At 73.4% G+C, this 15,642-nt stretch carries 15 protein-coding genes and 1 tRNA gene; 3 read left to right on the plus strand and 13 right to left on the minus strand.

The features are described from left to right. The first annotated feature begins 170 nt into the window (after positions 1 to 170). The gene (locus VIM19_20000; GenBank protein HEY5187123.1) at positions 171 to 710 is read left to right on the plus strand and encodes a MarR family transcriptional regulator; all 540 of its coding nucleotides are present in this window, start codon (positions 171 to 173) and stop codon (positions 708 to 710) included. Between the two features lie 8 nt (positions 711 to 718). Here the strand turns inward: VIM19_20000 and VIM19_20005 are convergent, their stop codons facing one another. The 10 genes from VIM19_20005 to rsmI all read right to left on the minus strand — a co-directional run bounded on the left by VIM19_20005 (position 719) and on the right by rsmI (position 11,677). Beyond that, positions 719 to 1,423, minus strand: a complete 705-nt coding sequence (locus VIM19_20005; GenBank protein ID HEY5187124.1) for a 2-phosphosulfolactate phosphatase — start codon at positions 1,421 to 1,423, stop codon at positions 719 to 721. A 48-nt stretch (positions 1,424 to 1,471) separates the two neighbouring features. Then, positions 1,472 to 3,244: an ABC-F family ATP-binding cassette domain-containing protein gene (locus VIM19_20010; protein HEY5187125.1), complete on the minus strand. Its 1,773-nt coding sequence runs from the start codon at positions 3,242 to 3,244 to the stop codon at positions 1,472 to 1,474. Further along, a complete protein-coding gene (locus tag VIM19_20015) occupies positions 3,241 to 4,167 on the minus strand; it encodes a 4-(cytidine 5'-diphospho)-2-C-methyl-D-erythritol kinase (protein ID HEY5187126.1) in 927 nt (308 codons plus the stop codon). Before VIM19_20015 ends, VIM19_20010 begins: the two co-directional genes overlap by 4 nt. Positions 4,168 to 4,176: 9 nt before the next feature. Further along, a complete protein-coding gene (rsmA, locus tag VIM19_20020) occupies positions 4,177 to 5,052 on the minus strand; it encodes a 16S rRNA (adenine(1518)-N(6)/adenine(1519)-N(6))-dimethyltransferase RsmA (protein HEY5187127.1) in 876 nt (291 codons plus the stop codon). A 108-nt stretch (positions 5,053 to 5,160) separates the two neighbouring features. After that, a complete protein-coding gene (locus tag VIM19_20025) occupies positions 5,161 to 6,279 on the minus strand; it encodes a ubiquitin-like domain-containing protein (GenBank protein HEY5187128.1) in 1,119 nt (372 codons plus the stop codon). Between the two features lie 270 nt (positions 6,280 to 6,549). Then, positions 6,550 to 7,389, minus strand: a complete 840-nt coding sequence (locus tag VIM19_20030; protein HEY5187129.1) for a TatD family hydrolase — start codon at positions 7,387 to 7,389, stop codon at positions 6,550 to 6,552. Positions 7,390 to 7,434: 45 nt separating this feature from the next. After that, on the minus strand, positions 7,435 to 8,814 hold the full coding sequence (locus VIM19_20035) for a tryptophanase (GenBank protein ID HEY5187130.1): 1,380 nt from the start codon (positions 8,812 to 8,814) through the stop codon (positions 7,435 to 7,437). 55 nt (positions 8,815 to 8,869) lie between these two features. Beyond that, a complete protein-coding gene (gene metG, locus VIM19_20040; protein ID HEY5187131.1) occupies positions 8,870 to 10,471 on the minus strand; it encodes a methionine--tRNA ligase in 1,602 nt (533 codons plus the stop codon). Positions 10,472 to 10,513: 42 nt separating this feature from the next. Then, positions 10,514 to 10,756, minus strand: coding sequence for a hypothetical protein (locus tag VIM19_20045; GenBank protein ID HEY5187132.1), 243 nt, complete (start codon positions 10,754 to 10,756; stop codon positions 10,514 to 10,516). An 81-nt stretch (positions 10,757 to 10,837) separates the two neighbouring features. Continuing rightward, a complete protein-coding gene (gene rsmI, locus VIM19_20050; GenBank protein HEY5187133.1) occupies positions 10,838 to 11,677 on the minus strand; it encodes a 16S rRNA (cytidine(1402)-2'-O)-methyltransferase in 840 nt (279 codons plus the stop codon). A gap of 73 nt (positions 11,678 to 11,750) precedes the next feature. On the opposite strand from rsmI, the gene VIM19_20055 reads away from it, so the two are divergent. Both VIM19_20055 and VIM19_20060 read left to right on the plus strand, forming a co-directional pair. Then, positions 11,751 to 13,364, plus strand: a complete 1,614-nt coding sequence (locus VIM19_20055) for a phospholipid carrier-dependent glycosyltransferase (GenBank protein HEY5187134.1) — start codon at positions 11,751 to 11,753, stop codon at positions 13,362 to 13,364. Between the two features lie 118 nt (positions 13,365 to 13,482). Then, positions 13,483 to 13,860 (plus strand): hypothetical protein, encoded by a 378-nt coding sequence (locus VIM19_20060; GenBank protein HEY5187135.1) that lies wholly within the window; start codon positions 13,483 to 13,485, stop codon positions 13,858 to 13,860. Positions 13,861 to 14,025: 165 nt separating this feature from the next. Here the strand turns inward: VIM19_20060 and VIM19_20065 are convergent. The 3 genes from VIM19_20065 to VIM19_20075 form a co-directional block, all read right to left on the minus strand. Then, positions 14,026 to 14,098 (minus strand) — tRNA-Ala (locus tag VIM19_20065). A gap of 67 nt (positions 14,099 to 14,165) precedes the next feature. After that, complete coding sequence (locus tag VIM19_20070) at positions 14,166 to 15,011, minus strand: hypothetical protein (protein HEY5187136.1); 846 nt, start codon at positions 15,009 to 15,011, stop codon at positions 14,166 to 14,168. 82 nt (positions 15,012 to 15,093) lie between these two features. Continuing rightward, on the minus strand, positions 15,094 to 15,636 hold the full coding sequence (locus VIM19_20075) for a GNAT family protein (protein HEY5187137.1): 543 nt from the start codon (positions 15,634 to 15,636) through the stop codon (positions 15,094 to 15,096). Positions 15,637 to 15,642: the final 6 nt, after the last annotated feature.

Consider the following 15,642-nt stretch of genomic DNA (forward strand, 5'->3'; position numbering starts at 1 on the left):
CGACCCGGCCCAGCAGGTCCGTGAACGGGCGGGCCCGCTCGTTCGCCCACCGCCCGTAGACCTCGGGGTCCCAGCGCATCCAGCTACCTCATTCCTCTTGACGTCGAGATACTTCACTGTGCCCGGCGGTATCTCTTGATGTCAAGAGATACCGCGCTATGCTCGGAGCTATGGCGCAGCGGGAGCGGCCCGAACCGGCGGACCGCCGCGACGAGGTGGACCGGCTGGTCGCGGCCTGGCGGCGCGAGCGCCCGGACCTGGACGTCTCCCCGCTCGAGGTCCTCTCCCGGGTGAACCGGCTGGCCCGGCACCTGGACCGGGCCCGGCGAACCGCCTTCGCCGAGCACCAGCTGGAGACCTGGGAGTTCGACGTGCTCTCCGCGCTGCGCCGGGCCGGCGACCCCTACGAGCTGTCGCCGGGGCAGCTGCTCACCCGCACCCTGGTCACGAGCGGCACGATGACCAACCGGATCGACCGGCTGACCCAGCGCGGGCTGGTCCGCCGCCGGCCGGACCCGGACGACCGGCGGGGCGTGCTGGCGACGCTGACCGATGACGGCCGCTCGCTGGTGGACGCCGCTCTCACCGACCTGCTCGAGCACGAGCGGGCCATCCTCGCGCAGCTGTCCGCCGCCGACCAGCAGCGGCTGGCCGGCCTGCTGCGGACCGTGGTAGCGCCGTTCGACGCCGAGTCCGAAGCGGCCGGCTGAAGATCAGCTCAGGCCAGCGCGACGAACCGTCCGGAGCTCAGCACCGGGACGACGGTCTCGACGTCCAGCTCGTCGGCCAGCACGACGTCCTCGGCGAAGTCCCGACCGATCAGCTCGGCGCCCGACGGGCACTGCGCCAGCGGGCGCCGCACCCGGCTCGCGGCGGCGGCCGCCTCGGCGTCCGGGGTGAGGGTGATCCCGGGGCCGGACAGCGCGGCCACCAGCAGCCCGGCGCCCAGCCAGTCCTCGTACGCCGGGCGCAGCGACCCGTCCGGCCACCTTTCGCCGGCGGCCACGATCCCCACCCGCTCGTAGGAGCGCAGCGCCGCGGCCACCGACGAGCAGTTGCGCAGGCACGCGCCCAGCACCGGCTGGTCACTGCCCACCGCCGCGTGCGCGATCCCCGAGCCGTTGGGTGAGGGCAGCACCAGCCGGCTGCCCGGCTCGAACCCGAAGGCCACCAGGCTGGCCGGCGAGAGCGTGGCGCCCTGCCGGGTGGACCGGCCGCGGGCCAGCGTCGCGCCGATCTCGCGGGCCAGGTGCTCGGCGCCGTCGGTGCCCCAGGCGGCCGGCCACACCTCGGCCCCCCGGGCCACCGCGATGGTCAGCGACGTCGAGAACGACAGCACGTCGACGAGGGCCAGCACGTCGCAGGTCTCGGCCAGGGACCGCGCCCCGGACAAGCCCCAGACCACGTCGACCGAGTTCACCATGCACCCGACCCTAGACCTGTCAGGGTGAGGACGACGTATGGCCCGTCGTCACCCTGACAGGTCGGCGGCGCGGAGCCACTCGTCCTCGAGCGCGGCCGTCTCGGCGTCCACCGCGCGCAGCTGGGCGTCCAGCCGCTGCACCGCCTCATGGTCGGTGGCCCGGGCCGCCAGCTCGGCGTGCAGCTGCTCCGCGCGGGTCGCCAGCTTCTGCAGCTGCCGCTCGATCCGGGTCAGCTCCTTGCGTGCCGCTCGCGCCTCGGCGGACGACGAGGCACCGGACGACGGCACCCCGGCGTCCGCGGCCGGACCGCCCGCAGCCAGCGCGGCCGCCCGCAGCCGCAGGTACTCGTCCACCCCGCCGGGCAGGTCGAGCAGCCGGCCGTCGCCGAGCAGCCCGACCACGCGGTCGCAGACCCGCTCCAGGAAGTACCGGTCGTGCGAGACCACGACCAGGGTGCCGGCGAACCCGTCCAGCAGGTCCTCCAGGGCACCCAGCGTCTCGACGTCCAGGTCGTTCGTCGGCTCGTCGAGCAGCAGCACGTTGGGGCCGGCCATGAGCAGCCGCAGCAGCTGCAGCCGCCGGCGCTCGCCGCCGGACAGCTCCCGCACCCGGGTCCACAGCCGCTCGCCGGTGAACCCGAACCGCTCGGCCAGCTGCAGAGCGGTGATCTCACGGCCCTTGCCTAGGTCGACGACCGCGCGCACGTCCTCGACCGCCTCGAGCGCCCGCCGGTCCGCCGGCAGCTCGCCGACCTCCTGGGACAGGTAGCCGGCCTGCACCGTCTGCCCGACCTTGATGGCGCCCGAGTCGGGGGTCACCGCACCGACCAGCAGCCGCAGCAGGCTCGACTTGCCGGCCCCGTTGACCCCGACCACGCCGACCCGGTCACCGGGACCGAGCCGCCAGGTCATCGAGGCGAGCAGCCGCCGGCCGCCTAGCGTCAGGTCGACGTCCTCGGCGTCGTACACGCTGCGGCCCAGCCGGGCTCCCGCGAACCTGACCAGCTCGACGCTGTCCCGCGGCGGCGGCTCGTTCGCGATCAGCTCGTTGGCCGCCTCGACCCGGAACCGCGGCTTGGAGGTCCGGGCCGGCGGGCCGCGGCGCAGCCAGGCCAGCTCCTTGCGCAGCAGGTTCTGCCGCCGGTCCTCCGACGCCACGGCCTGCCGGGCCCGCTCGGCCTTGGCCAGCACGTACGCCGCGTACCCGCCGTCGTAGGAGTCGACCTGGCCGTCCACGACCTCCCACGTGCGCTCGCAGACGGCGTCCAGGAACCAGCGGTCGTGGGTGACGGCGACCAGGCCGCCGCGCCGCCCGGCCAGGTGGCGGGCCAGCCAGTCGACCCCCTCGACGTCGAGGTGGTTGGTCGGCTCGTCGAGCAGCAGCAGGACAGGGTCGGCCACGAGCAGGTGGGCCAGCGCGACGCGGCGCCGCTCGCCTCCGGACAGTGGCCCCACGACGGCGTCCAGGTCGATCCCGGCGAGCAGGTGGTCGACCACGGCGCGGGCCCGCGGGTCGGAGCGCCAGACGTGGTCGGCCCGGTCCCCGACGACGGCGTGCCGGACGGTCCCGTGCGGGTCGAGGGTGTCGGTCTGGGCGAGCATGCCGACGGTGAGCCCCCCGGCGTGCGTGACCCGGCCGCCGTCCGGCCGGCGCCTGAGGGCGAGCACCTCCAGCAGCGTCGACTTGCCGGCCCCGTTGCGGCCCACCACCCCGATCCGCTCGCCGACGGCGACGCCGAGGGACACCCCGTCCAGCAACGTCCTGGTGCCGTACGCGAGGTGGGCGCCCTCGAGATTGACCAGGTTGACCGGCTGGCTCACGTCGGGTCGTCCGCCAGGACCCGGGCGCCGGACACCGGGCCGTCGGCGCGGCGCACGGTGCGGCACACCCCGGACGACGACAGCGCGACGGCCAGGTCGAGCGCGTGCTCCTCGTCCGTGGCCAGGAAGGCGCAGGTCGGCCCCGAGCCGGAGACGAGCGCCCCCAGGGCGCCGTACTCCTCGCCGACGTCCAGCGTCAGCTGCAGCCGCGGTCGCAGCGACAGCGCGGCCAGCTGCAGGTCGTTGGACAGGGCACGGCCCAGCCGGACCGGCTCGCCGGCCCGTAGCGCCTCCATCAGCTGGTCCGACACCCGGGGCTCCGGGCGGATCGAGCCCACCTCGAGCCGATCGAACTCGGCATAGACGCTGGGCGTCGAGAGTCCCTCCTCGGCCAGGGCGAAGACCCAGTGGTAGCGCCCTCGGGCCAGTGCCGCGGTCAGCCGGGTGCCGGTGCCCGCGCCGACCGCCGTCCCGCCCATGAGCGCGAACGGGACGTCGGCGCCGAGACCGGCGGCCAGCTCGCCCAGCTCGTCCCGGGACAGCCCGGTGCCCCACAGCGCGTCGCAGGCGACGAGCGCCCCGGCCGCGTCCGCGCTGCCCCCGGCCATGCCGCCGGCCACCGGGATCCCCTTGCGCAGGTGCAGCCGCACGGCGGGGCGGACTCCGGTCCGCTCGGCCAGCGCCAGCGCTGCCCGGACCGCGAGGTTGCTGCCGTCGGTCGGCACGTCGTCGACGCCCTCGCCCTCGACGGTGACCACCGGCTGGTCTCCGTCCGCAGCCGTCGCGACGACGTCGTCGAACAGCCCGACCGCCTGGAACACGCTGATCAGGTCGTGGTAGCCGTCCGGGCGGACCAGCCCCACCGACAGCTGGAGGTTGATCTTGGCCGGGACGCGAACGGTCACGCGCGCGTCCGGGGTCATCCCTGGATGCTATGGGGCGAGCGGCTCTGGCCGCGCCTCGGCGATCCGGGCGAAGTCCACCACGGTGAGCTGCTCGCCACGGGCCGAGGGGTCCACCCCTGCGCGGCGCAGCGCCGCCTCGGCCGCAGCCGGCGACCCGGCCCAGCCGGCCAGCGCGGCCCGCAGGGTCTTGCGCCGCTGGCTGAAGGCGGCATCCACCACGGCGAAGACCTCCGGGCGGCTCGCGCTGGTCGACGGGGGCTCGCGGCGGCGCAGCGCCACGAGTCCGGAGTCGACGTTGGGGGCCGGCCAGAAGACCGAGCGGCCCACCGGTCCGGCCCGGCGGACGTCGGCGTACCAGCGCGCCTTGACCGACGGGACGCCGTAGGTGCGCGACCCCGGGTCGGCGGCCAGCCGGTCGGCCACCTCGGCCTGCACCATGACCAACGCGGTGGCCAGCGAGGGCAGCACCTCGAGCAGGTGCAGCAGCACCGGGACGGCGACGTTGTACGGCAGGTTGGCCACCAGCGCCGTGGGGGCCGGCCCCGGCAGGTCGGCCGCGGTCGCGGTCAGCGCGTCCGCCTCGACCACGGTGAGCCGGTCGGCGCACCCGGGGGCACGGTCGGCCACGGTGTGCGGCAGCGCCTGGGCCAGCAGCGGGTCGATCTCGATGGCCACCACCCGGGCCACGACCGCGAGCAGGCCGAGGGTCAGCGACCCGAGACCGGGCCCGACCTCGACGACCACGTCGTCCGGGCCCACCCCGGCGACCCGGACGATCCGGCGCACCGTGTTGGGGTCGATGACGAAGTTCTGGCCGCGCCGCTTGGTGGGCCGCAGCTGCAGCCCGGCGGCGAGGGCGCGCACCTCGGCCGGCCCCAGCAGCCGGACCTCCCCCTCCCGCATGAAGGGTCCCTTCTGTGCGCGTGATCGAAGCGACCGGACCTCCACGACCGGAGAATGGGGCCCACCCTCTCCGCCTCCGTCCCCAATGGCGGGGCCCTCCCGAGGAGGTCAGGAGTACAGCAGCCGCCCGCAGGTCGGCCAGGGGGAGCTGCCCGACCGCTGGTACAGCAGCTGGGCCCGGTAGGTCTGCTCGGACGCCGGGTGGTCGATCGGGTTGCCGCTGCCACCGAGACCGGACCAGGTCCCGAGCGTGAACTGGTACAGCCCTAAGTACCGGCCGCCGCCGGCGACCGCCCGCGGGTTTCCGCCGGACTCGCAGCGCGCCAGCGCCGACCAGTTGAGGCCGCTCACGGAGGTCTTGCGGGCGGTGAACGTCGGGGCGGGAGCGGCCGGGCGCTGCTTGGTGCCGACCATGATGATCTGCTGCACCGGCTGGGTCACGATCGCCTCGGACACCAGCCGCTGGCTGATCAGCTTTCCGTCCTTCATGTACAGCCGCCAGGTCTGCCGCTTGGTGCCTGGGGCGCCGGCCTGGGCGACCGACGTCGTCCCCGTGTAGCGGGTGGCGTCGGACTTCCTGACCATGGTGAACGGCACCGCGACCAGCTTGACCTGCGCCTGGTAGGCCTGTCGGGTGATGACCTGTGCGTCACCGTCGGCCGGGGCCTGGGTCAGCGGGACCGAGACGACGTCGGACGGACCGAGCGCGATGTCGGCCGTGGTCAGGGCGTCCTGCCAGGTGGCGGCCGTGGTGACCACCTGCGTGGTCTTCCCGTCCTCAGTAATGCTCACCGACTTCGGCAGCCGCACCCCGATGGCGGTGCCGGACAGCGGCAGCCGGGTGGAGCGTGAGGCGGACAGGAACGCGGACGTGTAGCGGCCACCGAGCTGGGTGGCCAGCTCGGCCACCGTCTGTGCCGTGGTCCACAGCGCGCGGCGCTGGCCGTCGACGAGCAGCACCACCGGACGAGCGTTCACCACCGTAACGACCAGGCCGTCCCGGACCGACGCGGCCGGTCCGGGCGTGAGCTGGTCGCGCGGCTCGACGACGACCCCCTGCTCGGCGAGCACATCGGCCACCGTGTGCGCATAGCTGCGGACGGTCCGGCTGGACCCGTCGACGTCCAGGGTCACCGTGTGCTGGGCGGCGATGAACGCCGTCGTCCCAGCCACCAGACCTAGCAGGAGCACGCCGTGCGCGGCCAGGGTCGTTCGACGAACGGTCACGCGACATCCCTCGAAGCAGGTTCCGGGCACGGGAGGGCGGCAGCGCAGGCGGTCGGCGATCGACGTTCCGATCGCACCCACGCGCCCCAGGGCGCGCGCCGACCACCGTGACGCAACGTGCTGCCGCCGGAGCTTCCCCGACTCCGGCCATCGTCACGAGACCGTAACGGAGGTTCGACACGGCTGCCAAGCCGATCCGCACAGGTGTGGCACGTGCCACATATGTCGCTTTGGGTGTTCGGCGGGCGGGTTGTCCGGCTTGCGGCGGCGCTACCAGGCGCCGAAGACCCGCTCCCCGGTGGCCGTGACCACCGCCGCCAGGAACGCCTCGTCCAGGCCCAGCTCGGCCGCCACGGCGCGCAGCGTGAGCGGGACCAGGAAGCTCGCGTTGGGCCGGCCACGGTGCGGCACGGGGGTGAGGAACGGGGCGTCGGTCTCCACGAGCAGCAGCTCGGGAGGGGCTACCCGCAGCGCCGCGCGCAGGTCGGCGGCGTTGTTGAAGGTCACCGTTCCCGCGAAGGACATCACCCAGCCGTGCGCCACGCAGGTGCGGGCCAGCTCGGGGCCGCCGCTGAAGCAGTGGAAGACCACCTGCTCGGGTGCCGCCTCGTCGAGCAGCACCCGGACGACGTCGTCGTGGGCGTCCCGGTCGTGGATGACCAGCGCCTTGCGGTGCCGCTTGGCCATCGCGATGTGTCGGCGGAACGACTCCTCCTGCACGTCGCGGCCGACTCCCTCCCCGGTCCGGAAGAAGTCCAGCCCGGTCTCGCCCACGGCCCGGACCCGCGGGTCGGCGGCCAGCGTGTCGATCTCCGCCCACGCCTCCTCGAGCGCGGCCCGGCCCTGTTGGGCGTGGATGTGCGGTGCCTCGTTGGGGTGCAGCGACACCGCGGCCACCACGGGGCCGTGGTCGCGTGCGGCCTGGACCGACCAGCGCGCGCTGGGCAGGTCGCAGCCGATCTGCACGATCCGCGGGACTCCGACGGCGGCGGCCGCCGCGAGGGCCTCGGCGACGGTCATCGGCTGGTCGTCGTCCAGGCCGATGTCGAGGTGGCAGTGGCTGTCGAACACCTCGACGGCGAGCGGCTCCGGCGCCCCCGGGTACTGCATGTAGGTGCCCTTCTGTGCGTGTGGCCGCAGATCTCTACCCTTCATTCAGGACGACGGCAGCGGCTCGAACCGCGCCGTGAAGTGCCGCAGCTGGGCCGGCTGCTCCACGATGCGGTACCCGGGCAGCGACCCGGCGTCCGCGGCCACCGCCTGACAGACCTCGATGACGTAGTCGACGTGGCTTTGTGTGTAGGTGCGCCGCGGGATGGCCAGCCGGACCAGGTCCATCGTGGCCGGGTGCTCGGTGCCGTCCGGGTGCAGCCCGAACATGACCGTGCCGATCTCGCAGCCGCGCACCCCGCCGACCTCGTACAGCGCCACGGCGAGCGACTGACCGGGGTACTCGAGAGGGTCCAGGTGCGGCAGCAGCGCGCGCGCGTCGATGTATACGGCGTGCCCGCCGATCGGGCGCACGCAAGGGATTCCGGACGTCATCAACGCCTCGCCCAGGTACGCCGTCGAGCGGATCCGGTACCGCAGGTAGTCGTGGTCGACGGCCTCGGTGAGGCCCTGGGCCAGCGCCTCGAGGTCGCGGCCGGCCAGTCCGCCGTAGGTCGGGAAGCCCTCGGTGAGGATGAGCAGCGCCCGGCACTGCTCGGCCAGACGGTCGTCGTTGACGGCCAGCCAGCCGCCGATGTTGCCGAGCGGGTCCTTCTTGGCGCTCATCGTCATGCCGTCGGCGAGGGAGGCCATCTCCCGCACGATGTCGCGCACCGCGCGGTCGCCCTGGCCCTCCTCGCGCTCGTGGATGAACCAGGCGTTCTCGGCGAACCGGCAGGCGTCGAGAAACAGCGGCTTACCGTAGCGGTCGCACACCTCGCGGACGCCGCGCAGGTTGGCCAGCGACACCGGCTGACCGCCGCCGCTGTTGTTCGTGATGGTCACCATGACCAACGGGACGTCGTCCGCCCGCTGCGCCAGCAGGGCGTCCAGTGCCGCGAGGTCCATGTTGCCCTTGAACGGGTGGTCGGACTGCGGGTCACGGCCCTGCGCGATCACCAGGTCGACAGCCTCGGCGCCGGTGTACTCGACGTTGGCGCGGGTGGTGTCGAAGTGGGTGTTGTTCGGCACCACCTTGCCCGGCCCGCCGACGGCGGTGAACAGGATCTTCTCGGCGGCCCGGCCCTGGTGGGTCGGGATCACGTGCTCGAACGGGAACAGGTCCTGGACGGCGTCCTTGAACCGGAACCAGGACGGCGACCCCGCGTAGCTCTCGTCGCCGCGCTGGATGCCGGCCCACTGGTCGCGGCTCATCGCCCCGGTGCCCGAGTCGGTGAGCAGGTCGATGAGCACGTCGGTGGCCCGCAGGTTGAACACGTTGTAGCCGGCCTCGCGCAGCGCGGCGCGGCGTTCAGCCTCGGTGGTCAGCCGCAGCGGCTCGACCGAGTGGATGCGAAACGGCTCGATGATCGTCCGAAACCCCATGCGCCGCAGGCTATCCGCATGAAGGGCAGCTTCTGGCACCTTCATGCGGGAAGGGTCAGGCGGAGGGGGCGGGGGGGTCTTCGAGGCGGGGGAACAGCGCGGCACCCTTGGTGACGGTGGCCCCAGGCGACAGCTGGCCCCAGCGGCCGGCGTCCTGCACCCGCTGTCCGGCCAGTCCACCCAGCGCCGCCGACGCGCCCAGCGACGCCCACAGCTCCGCGGCCGCCTTCGGCAGCACCGGCGCGAGAAGGACCGCCAGCGCACGCAGCCCCTCGGCCGCGGTGTACAGCGTGGTGTCCACCCGTGCCCGCGCCGACGGGTCCGTGTCGAACCGCTTGGCCACCTGCCACGGCTCCTGCACCGTCAGGTAGCCGTTGACCACGGTGACGAACTCGTAGATCGCGGCCAGCCCGTCGTGGAACCGCAGCTCGCCCATCGCCTCGTCCGCCGTCGCGACCGTGTCGATCAGCGCCGCGGCGACGTCCTCCTCGGCTCGGCCCACGTCGGACGCCGACGGCAGCACGCCGTCGCAGTACCGCCCGACCATCGCGGCCACCCGGGAGGCCAGGTTGCCCAGCCCGTTGGCCAGCTCGGAGGTGTACCGCGCGGTCATGTCCTCCCAGGAGAACGAGCCGTCCTGGCCGAACTGGATGGCCCGCAGGAAGTACCAGCGGAATGCGTCCGAGCCGAAGTGGTCGATGATCTGCGACGGCGCGATGCCGGTGAGCTTGGACTTGCTCATCTTCTCGCCGCCCACGAGCAGCCAACCGTGCGCGAACACCCGGCGGGGCGGCTCGAGCCCGGCGGCCATGAGCATGGCCGGCCAGTAGACGGCGTGGAAGCGCAGGATGTCCTTGCCCACCAGGTGCACGTCGGCCGGCCAGCGCTGCGCGAACCGCTCCGGGTCGGTGCCCAGCCCGACCGCGCTGGCGTAGTTCACCAGCGCGTCGAACCACACGTAGACGACGTGACCGTCGTCCCACGGCACCGGGATGCCCCAGTCGAACGACGACCGCGACATCGAGATGTCGACCAGCCCCTGCTTGATGAACGAGATCACCTCGTTGCGGGCGCTGGCCGGCTGGACGGCGTCCGGGTGCTCCTCGTAGTGCGCGAGCAGCCGGTCGGCGTACGCCGACAGGCGGAAGAAGTAGTTCTGCTCGGACAGCTGCTCGACCGGCCGGCTGTGGATCGGGCAGACCTGGACGCCGTCGACCTCGATCAGGTCGCCGGGCAGCTTGAACTCCTCGCAGCCCACGCAGTACGGGCCCTCGTAGGTCGACGGGTAGACGTCCCCGTTGTCCCGGATCCGCTGCCACAGCTCCTGGACGCCGCGGGTGTGCCGCTCCTCCGTCGTCCGGATGAAGTCGTCGTTGGCGGCGTCGATGGTCGCCAGCACCGGCTTCCACGCGGTCTGGACCAGCCGGTCGCACCACACCCGCGGGGCGACCCCGTTGGCCTCCGCGGTTCGCAGCACCTTCTGGCCGTGCTCGTCGGTGCCGGTGAGGAAGAAGACGTCGTCGCCGCGCTGGCGGTGCCAGCGGGTGAGCACGTCGGCGGCGACGGTCGTGTAGGCGTGGCCGATGTGCGGGGCGTCGTTGACGTAGTAGATCGGTGTGGTGGCGAAGAACGTCGCTCCGGTCGGCCCCTGACCCATGCAGGTCAGGGTAACTGCGAGCGGCCGCCGAGCCGGACCCAGTTATCCCCGGGGCCGGCCGAGCGCCGCGAGGGTCGGGCCCACCACCGTGGCTGCCGTCCCGCAGGAGGGGCAGTCCCGGTCGTCCAGCGGCGCCGAGACGAGCAGGTCCGCACGCCGGTAGTCCTTGGACGCCAGGCCGTCGGGGTTGGCGTGGGTGGTGACCTCGTAGACGCGGCACCATCGGGTGTCGCAGGCCGGACAGGCGAACTGGAACGCCTCATAGCTGCGCTGGAGGTCTCGCATCACCGGTCACCTCCCAACCTGGGTCGGTTCCCATCGTGTGACGCGAATCACGACCGCGCCAACGGTCATTGGTCCCGCAGCTCAGCCGCGGGCGGCGAGCACGGCGTCGTAGACCACCCGCTTGGGAACACCGGCCTGCGCGGCCACCGCGGCCATGGCCGCCTTGCGCGGCTGCCCCTCGGTCTCCAGCCGGGCCACCCGCGCGGCCAGCTCGGCCGGGTCGGTCGTCGCCTCGGAGCCGGCCGGTGCGCCGCCAACCACCACGGTGACCTCGCCGCGGACGCCGTCCACGGACCACTCGGCCAGCTCGGCCAGGCCGCCCCGGCGGACCTCCTCGTAGGTCTTGGTTAGCTCGCGGCAGACCACGCCGGGCCGCTCCGGCCCGAACGCCTCGGCCATCGCGGCCAGGGTCTTGCCCAGCCGGTGCGGCGCTTCGAAGAACACCATCGTCCGCGGCTCGTCGAGCAGCGCGCGCAGCCGCGCCGCCCGCTCCCCCGGCTTACGCGGCAGGAAGCCCTCGAAGCAGAACCGGTCCACCGGCAGCCCGGAGACCCCCAGCGCGGTGAGCACCGCGCTGGGGCCGGGCACGGCGCTGACTCGGACGCCGGCGTCCACGGCGGCGCGCACCAGCCGGTACCCGGGGTCGGACACCGACGGCATCCCGGCGTCGGTCACCAGCAGCACCCGCTGCCCCGCGAGCAGCTCCTGCACCAGCTCGGGGGTCCGGCTGGCCTCGTTGTGCTCGTGGTAGGAGACGACCCGCCCGGCCGGGACGACGCCCAGCGCGGCGGTGAGCCGGCGCAGCCGCCGGGTGTCCTCGGCGGCCACCACGTCGGCGGTGGCGAGCTCCTCGGCCAGCCGTGGGGTCGCGTCGCCGGGGTCGCCGATCGGCGTCCCGGCCAGCACCAGCAGCCCGCTCACCCGCTCATCCTGTCAGGGCCCCGTCAGCCGGTCGGTCCGCGGCCGAGGGCCGCCTGCTCCATACGATGTCCCGGTGACGACGACGGTGGCCGAGGAGCCGCAGGAACAAGCCGGCCCGCGGCACGCCCGCCGCCTGCCAGCCGGGCCGGACGCGTCGTCGGTGCGGCGCCGCCTCGCCGCCCCCATGCCGGACGACGGCTGGTGGGGCTGGCTCGGGCCACTGGCGGTCACCCTGGTCGGCGGCATCCTGCGCTTCGTCAACCTCGGGCACCCGCACGCGTTCTCGTTCGACGAGACGTACTACGCCAAGGACGGCCTCGCGCTGTGGCGGTTCGGGTTCGAGCAGCAGACCATCTCCAACGCCAACGACCTGATCCTCAAGGGCGACACGAACGTGTTCACCGGCCAGGGGTCGTTCATCGTGCACCCGCCCATCGGCAAGTGGCTGATCGGGTTCAGCGAGTGGGTTTTCGGCGTCACGCCGTTCGGCTGGCGGTTCATGACGGCCGCGCTCGGCACCCTGGTCGTGCTCATGGTGGCCCGGATCGGGCGCCGGCTCACCCGCTCGACCCTGCTGGGGACCATCGCCGGCTTGCTGCTGGCCCTGGACGGCCTGTCGATCGTGCTCAGCCGGACCGCGATCCTGGACGGCATCGTCGCCTTCTTCGTACTCGCGTCGTTCGGCGCGCTGCTCGTGGACCGCGACTGGATGCGCTCGCGGCTCGCCACCTGGGCCGAGGCCCGCCCGGACGAGCCGCTGCCCGACGGTGACCGCGGCCCCCGGATGGGGCTGCGCCCGTGGCGGCTAGCCATGGGCGTGCTGCTCGGCCTGGCCTGTGCCACCAAGTGGAACGGCGTGTTCTACCTGGCCGGCTTTGGGATCCTCACCGTGCTGTGGGACGCCGGCGCCCGGCGGGCCGTGGGCATCCGGCGTCCGCTGCTGGCCATGCTGCGTCGCGATGCCGTCCCGGCGTTCGTGTCCACGGTGCCGGTGACCGTCGCCGTGTACGTCGTCAGCTGGACCGGCTGGTTCGCCACGTCGGGCGGATGGGACCGCACCTGGGCCGTCGGCCGGACGACGTCGTTCCCGTTCATCCCGGCCGCGCTGCGCAGCTGGTGGCACTACCACGCGGAGATGCTGCACTTCAACACCGGCCTGACCACGCCGCACAACTACGCGGCCAAGCCCATCGGCTGGCTGCTGATGATCCGCCCGACCGCCTTTTGGACCGACAACGTGCAGCAGGGCCAGCACGGGTGCACGTCCACGTCCTGCGTCAGCGAGGTGATCGCCCTCGGCACGCCGCTGCTGTGGTGGGGGGCCACCCTGGCCCTGGTCTGGACGCTGTGGCGCTGGGCCGCCGCGCGGGACTGGCGGGCCGGCGCCGTGCTCATGGGCGTGGCCGCCGGCTGGCTGCCCTGGGTGATCCTCTACAGCAACCGCACGGTGTTCACGTCCTACTCGGTGGTGTTCGCGCCGTTCCTGGCCCTCGCCCTCATGCTGGCGCTCGGCGCGATCCTCGGACCGGCCCGCAGCTCGCCGCGGCGCACCTGGGGAGCCGCGGCGGTGGGGGCGTACCTGCTGCTGGTGCTCGCGAACACCGCCTGGATCTGGCCGCTGCTCGTCGGCGACCAGCTGCCGTACGCCCAGTGGCTGCGGCGGCTGTGGTTCCGCGGCTGGATCTGACCGGACCCCCCGGTCCTCCGGCCGGGAACCCTAGTGGTTTCCCGGAAGCGGCCGACCCCACCGTCAGCGCACCCTGAAGGTGTCAGCGGATGAGGAAAGACCCGTGGAGGAGGGAATCATGAGCACCGTTCTGCATGGCCCGACGACCACGGTCACCCCGACGCCCGTCGTCACCCCGACGCCTGTTCGTCAGCGCCGGGCCGGGCGCATCGTGGCCCTGGTGATCGGCCTGATCATCGTCATTGCCGCCCTGGCTGTCGGAGCCTGGGCGCTGTTCTTCCGGGGCGGGTCGACAACCGCCCTGACCGAGGCTGAGCAGATCGCGCTGGCGAAGCAGCACGCAGCGGTCTACTACCCGGTGGCCGCCTTCGACGGCACCGACCTGCTGCCCAGCGGACTGTGCGTCCGGTCGATCACCGAGGGCTTCGCGCCAATTCAGGCGGCTCCGCTGCCCGACCGCACGGGCGACATCGTGCCAGCGTTCATCAGGCAGTGACAGCCCCGGGGAGGCTGTTCAAGGGCCCGGGTCCGTGCGCCGAGCGAGGTGCGCGGACCCGGGCCTGTTTCGTCGAGCTCGAGTCGGCGCACCCGGTTGGGGATCGGCCCACCGCACGAGGCGGTTGACACACCCACCCGGTGCGCCGATGGCGTGTGTGCTGGGTGGAGCTGAGGGGACTCGAACCCCTGACCCCCTCGATGCGAACGAGGTGCGCTACCAGCTGCGCTACAGCCCCAGACGGGTGCCGAGAATACCAACAAGAGGGCCTCGCGCCCGAATCGGCGCCGGCCCCGGCCCCAGCGCTACTCGTTGACGGCGCGCAGGCGCTCGACCAGCACCTCGCCGACCACGATCCCGTTCGGGTCGCCCGGGGCCGCGCCCTCGGCCACCGCGTGCCCCTCCGCGGCGTCGAGCGCGGCAGCGGCCGGGTCCTGGACCTCCAGGTGACCCGACGTCCACGCCCCGGGCTTGGTGAGGTCTATGACGCGCACCGAGCGCGGGGCCTTGGGCGCGGTCACGTAGGTCGGCAGCGGGACCGGGACCGGGTCCCACACGTGCTCGGCGACGGCGTCGTACAGCGCCTCGTCCGCGACGGCGGGCTCGACCACGGCCACCACGGGCTCGACCACCGGGGCCGTCGCGGGGCGGCGAGCCGGCCGACCGGCCAGCCGGGCCTCGACCGACTCCTCGCGCAGCCGCCGGGACTGGGCCGCACGGGCCCGCCGGGCGGCGGTCGCCTGCGCGGCCGCCCGCTGGGTCGCCACGTGGGACTGCCAGCCGAACCCGACGGCCAGCAGCAGCGGGACGACGACCAGCCAGATCGGCAGCACCCCGAGGAAACCCAGCCCCGCCGTCACCAGCAGCAGGCCGAGCAGCGTCAGGCTGGTCCGGCGGCGCCGGGCCGCCGCACGGGCCCGCGCGTCCTGCGCGGGGACGCCGTCCGGTCGCAGCGCGACGCTGGCCCGACGGGGAACCAGCACCTCGCGCCGGTCGGCCGAGCCGGAGCGCCTAGACAGCGTGCGCATGGCGCCCTCGAACCGGTCCACGGAGCGGGACTCGCTGGCCTCGTCGTGCCGGCGCAGCCACATCGGGACCAGGACAACCGCCCACAGCCCGACGATCACCGCGTAGATCAAGCCGCTGCTCACGCCTGGGAACGTTAAGCGGAGAAACGTCATTGCTCACGCACCGTGGCCGGTGTGTCGCGCGATTCACAGTCATTCCACCCTGTCAGCGTGCCTGGTCACGCGATCGGTGCCATCGGGCCAGCAGCCCGTCGCCCACTTCCTCGGCGGTCAGGGCGAAGGACAGGTGGTCCCGCCAGGACCCGTCGATGTGCAGGTACCTCGGCCGCAGCCCCTCCTCGCGAAAGCCCAGCTTCTCCACCACCCGAAGCGACGCCGCGTTCTCCGGCCGGATGTTGATCTCGATCCGGTGCAGGCCGATCGCGAAGCAGTGGTCGGTGGCCAGCGCGACGGCGGTCGGGATGATCCCCCGGCCGGCGACGTCCCGGTCGACCCAGTAGCCGAGGTGCGCGCCGCGCAGCGAGCCCCAGGTGACGCCGCCGACGGTCACCTGCCCCACCAACCGGTCGTGGTAGGTCACGACGAACGGCAGCATGTGCCCGGCCTTGGCCTCGGCGTGCATGGCGCGGACCATTGCCCCGTAGGTCGGCGGGGTGTCCGACGCCGGCTCGGGGGAGGTCGCGTCCCACGGCCGCAGCCAGGCCGCGTTCCGGGCCCGGGTGTCCCGCCACACGCGCCGGTCGAGCATCCGGAT

The organism is Actinomycetes bacterium, from assembly GCA_036510875.1.
GTDB lineage: Bacteria > Actinomycetota > Actinomycetes > Prado026 > Prado026 > DATCDE01.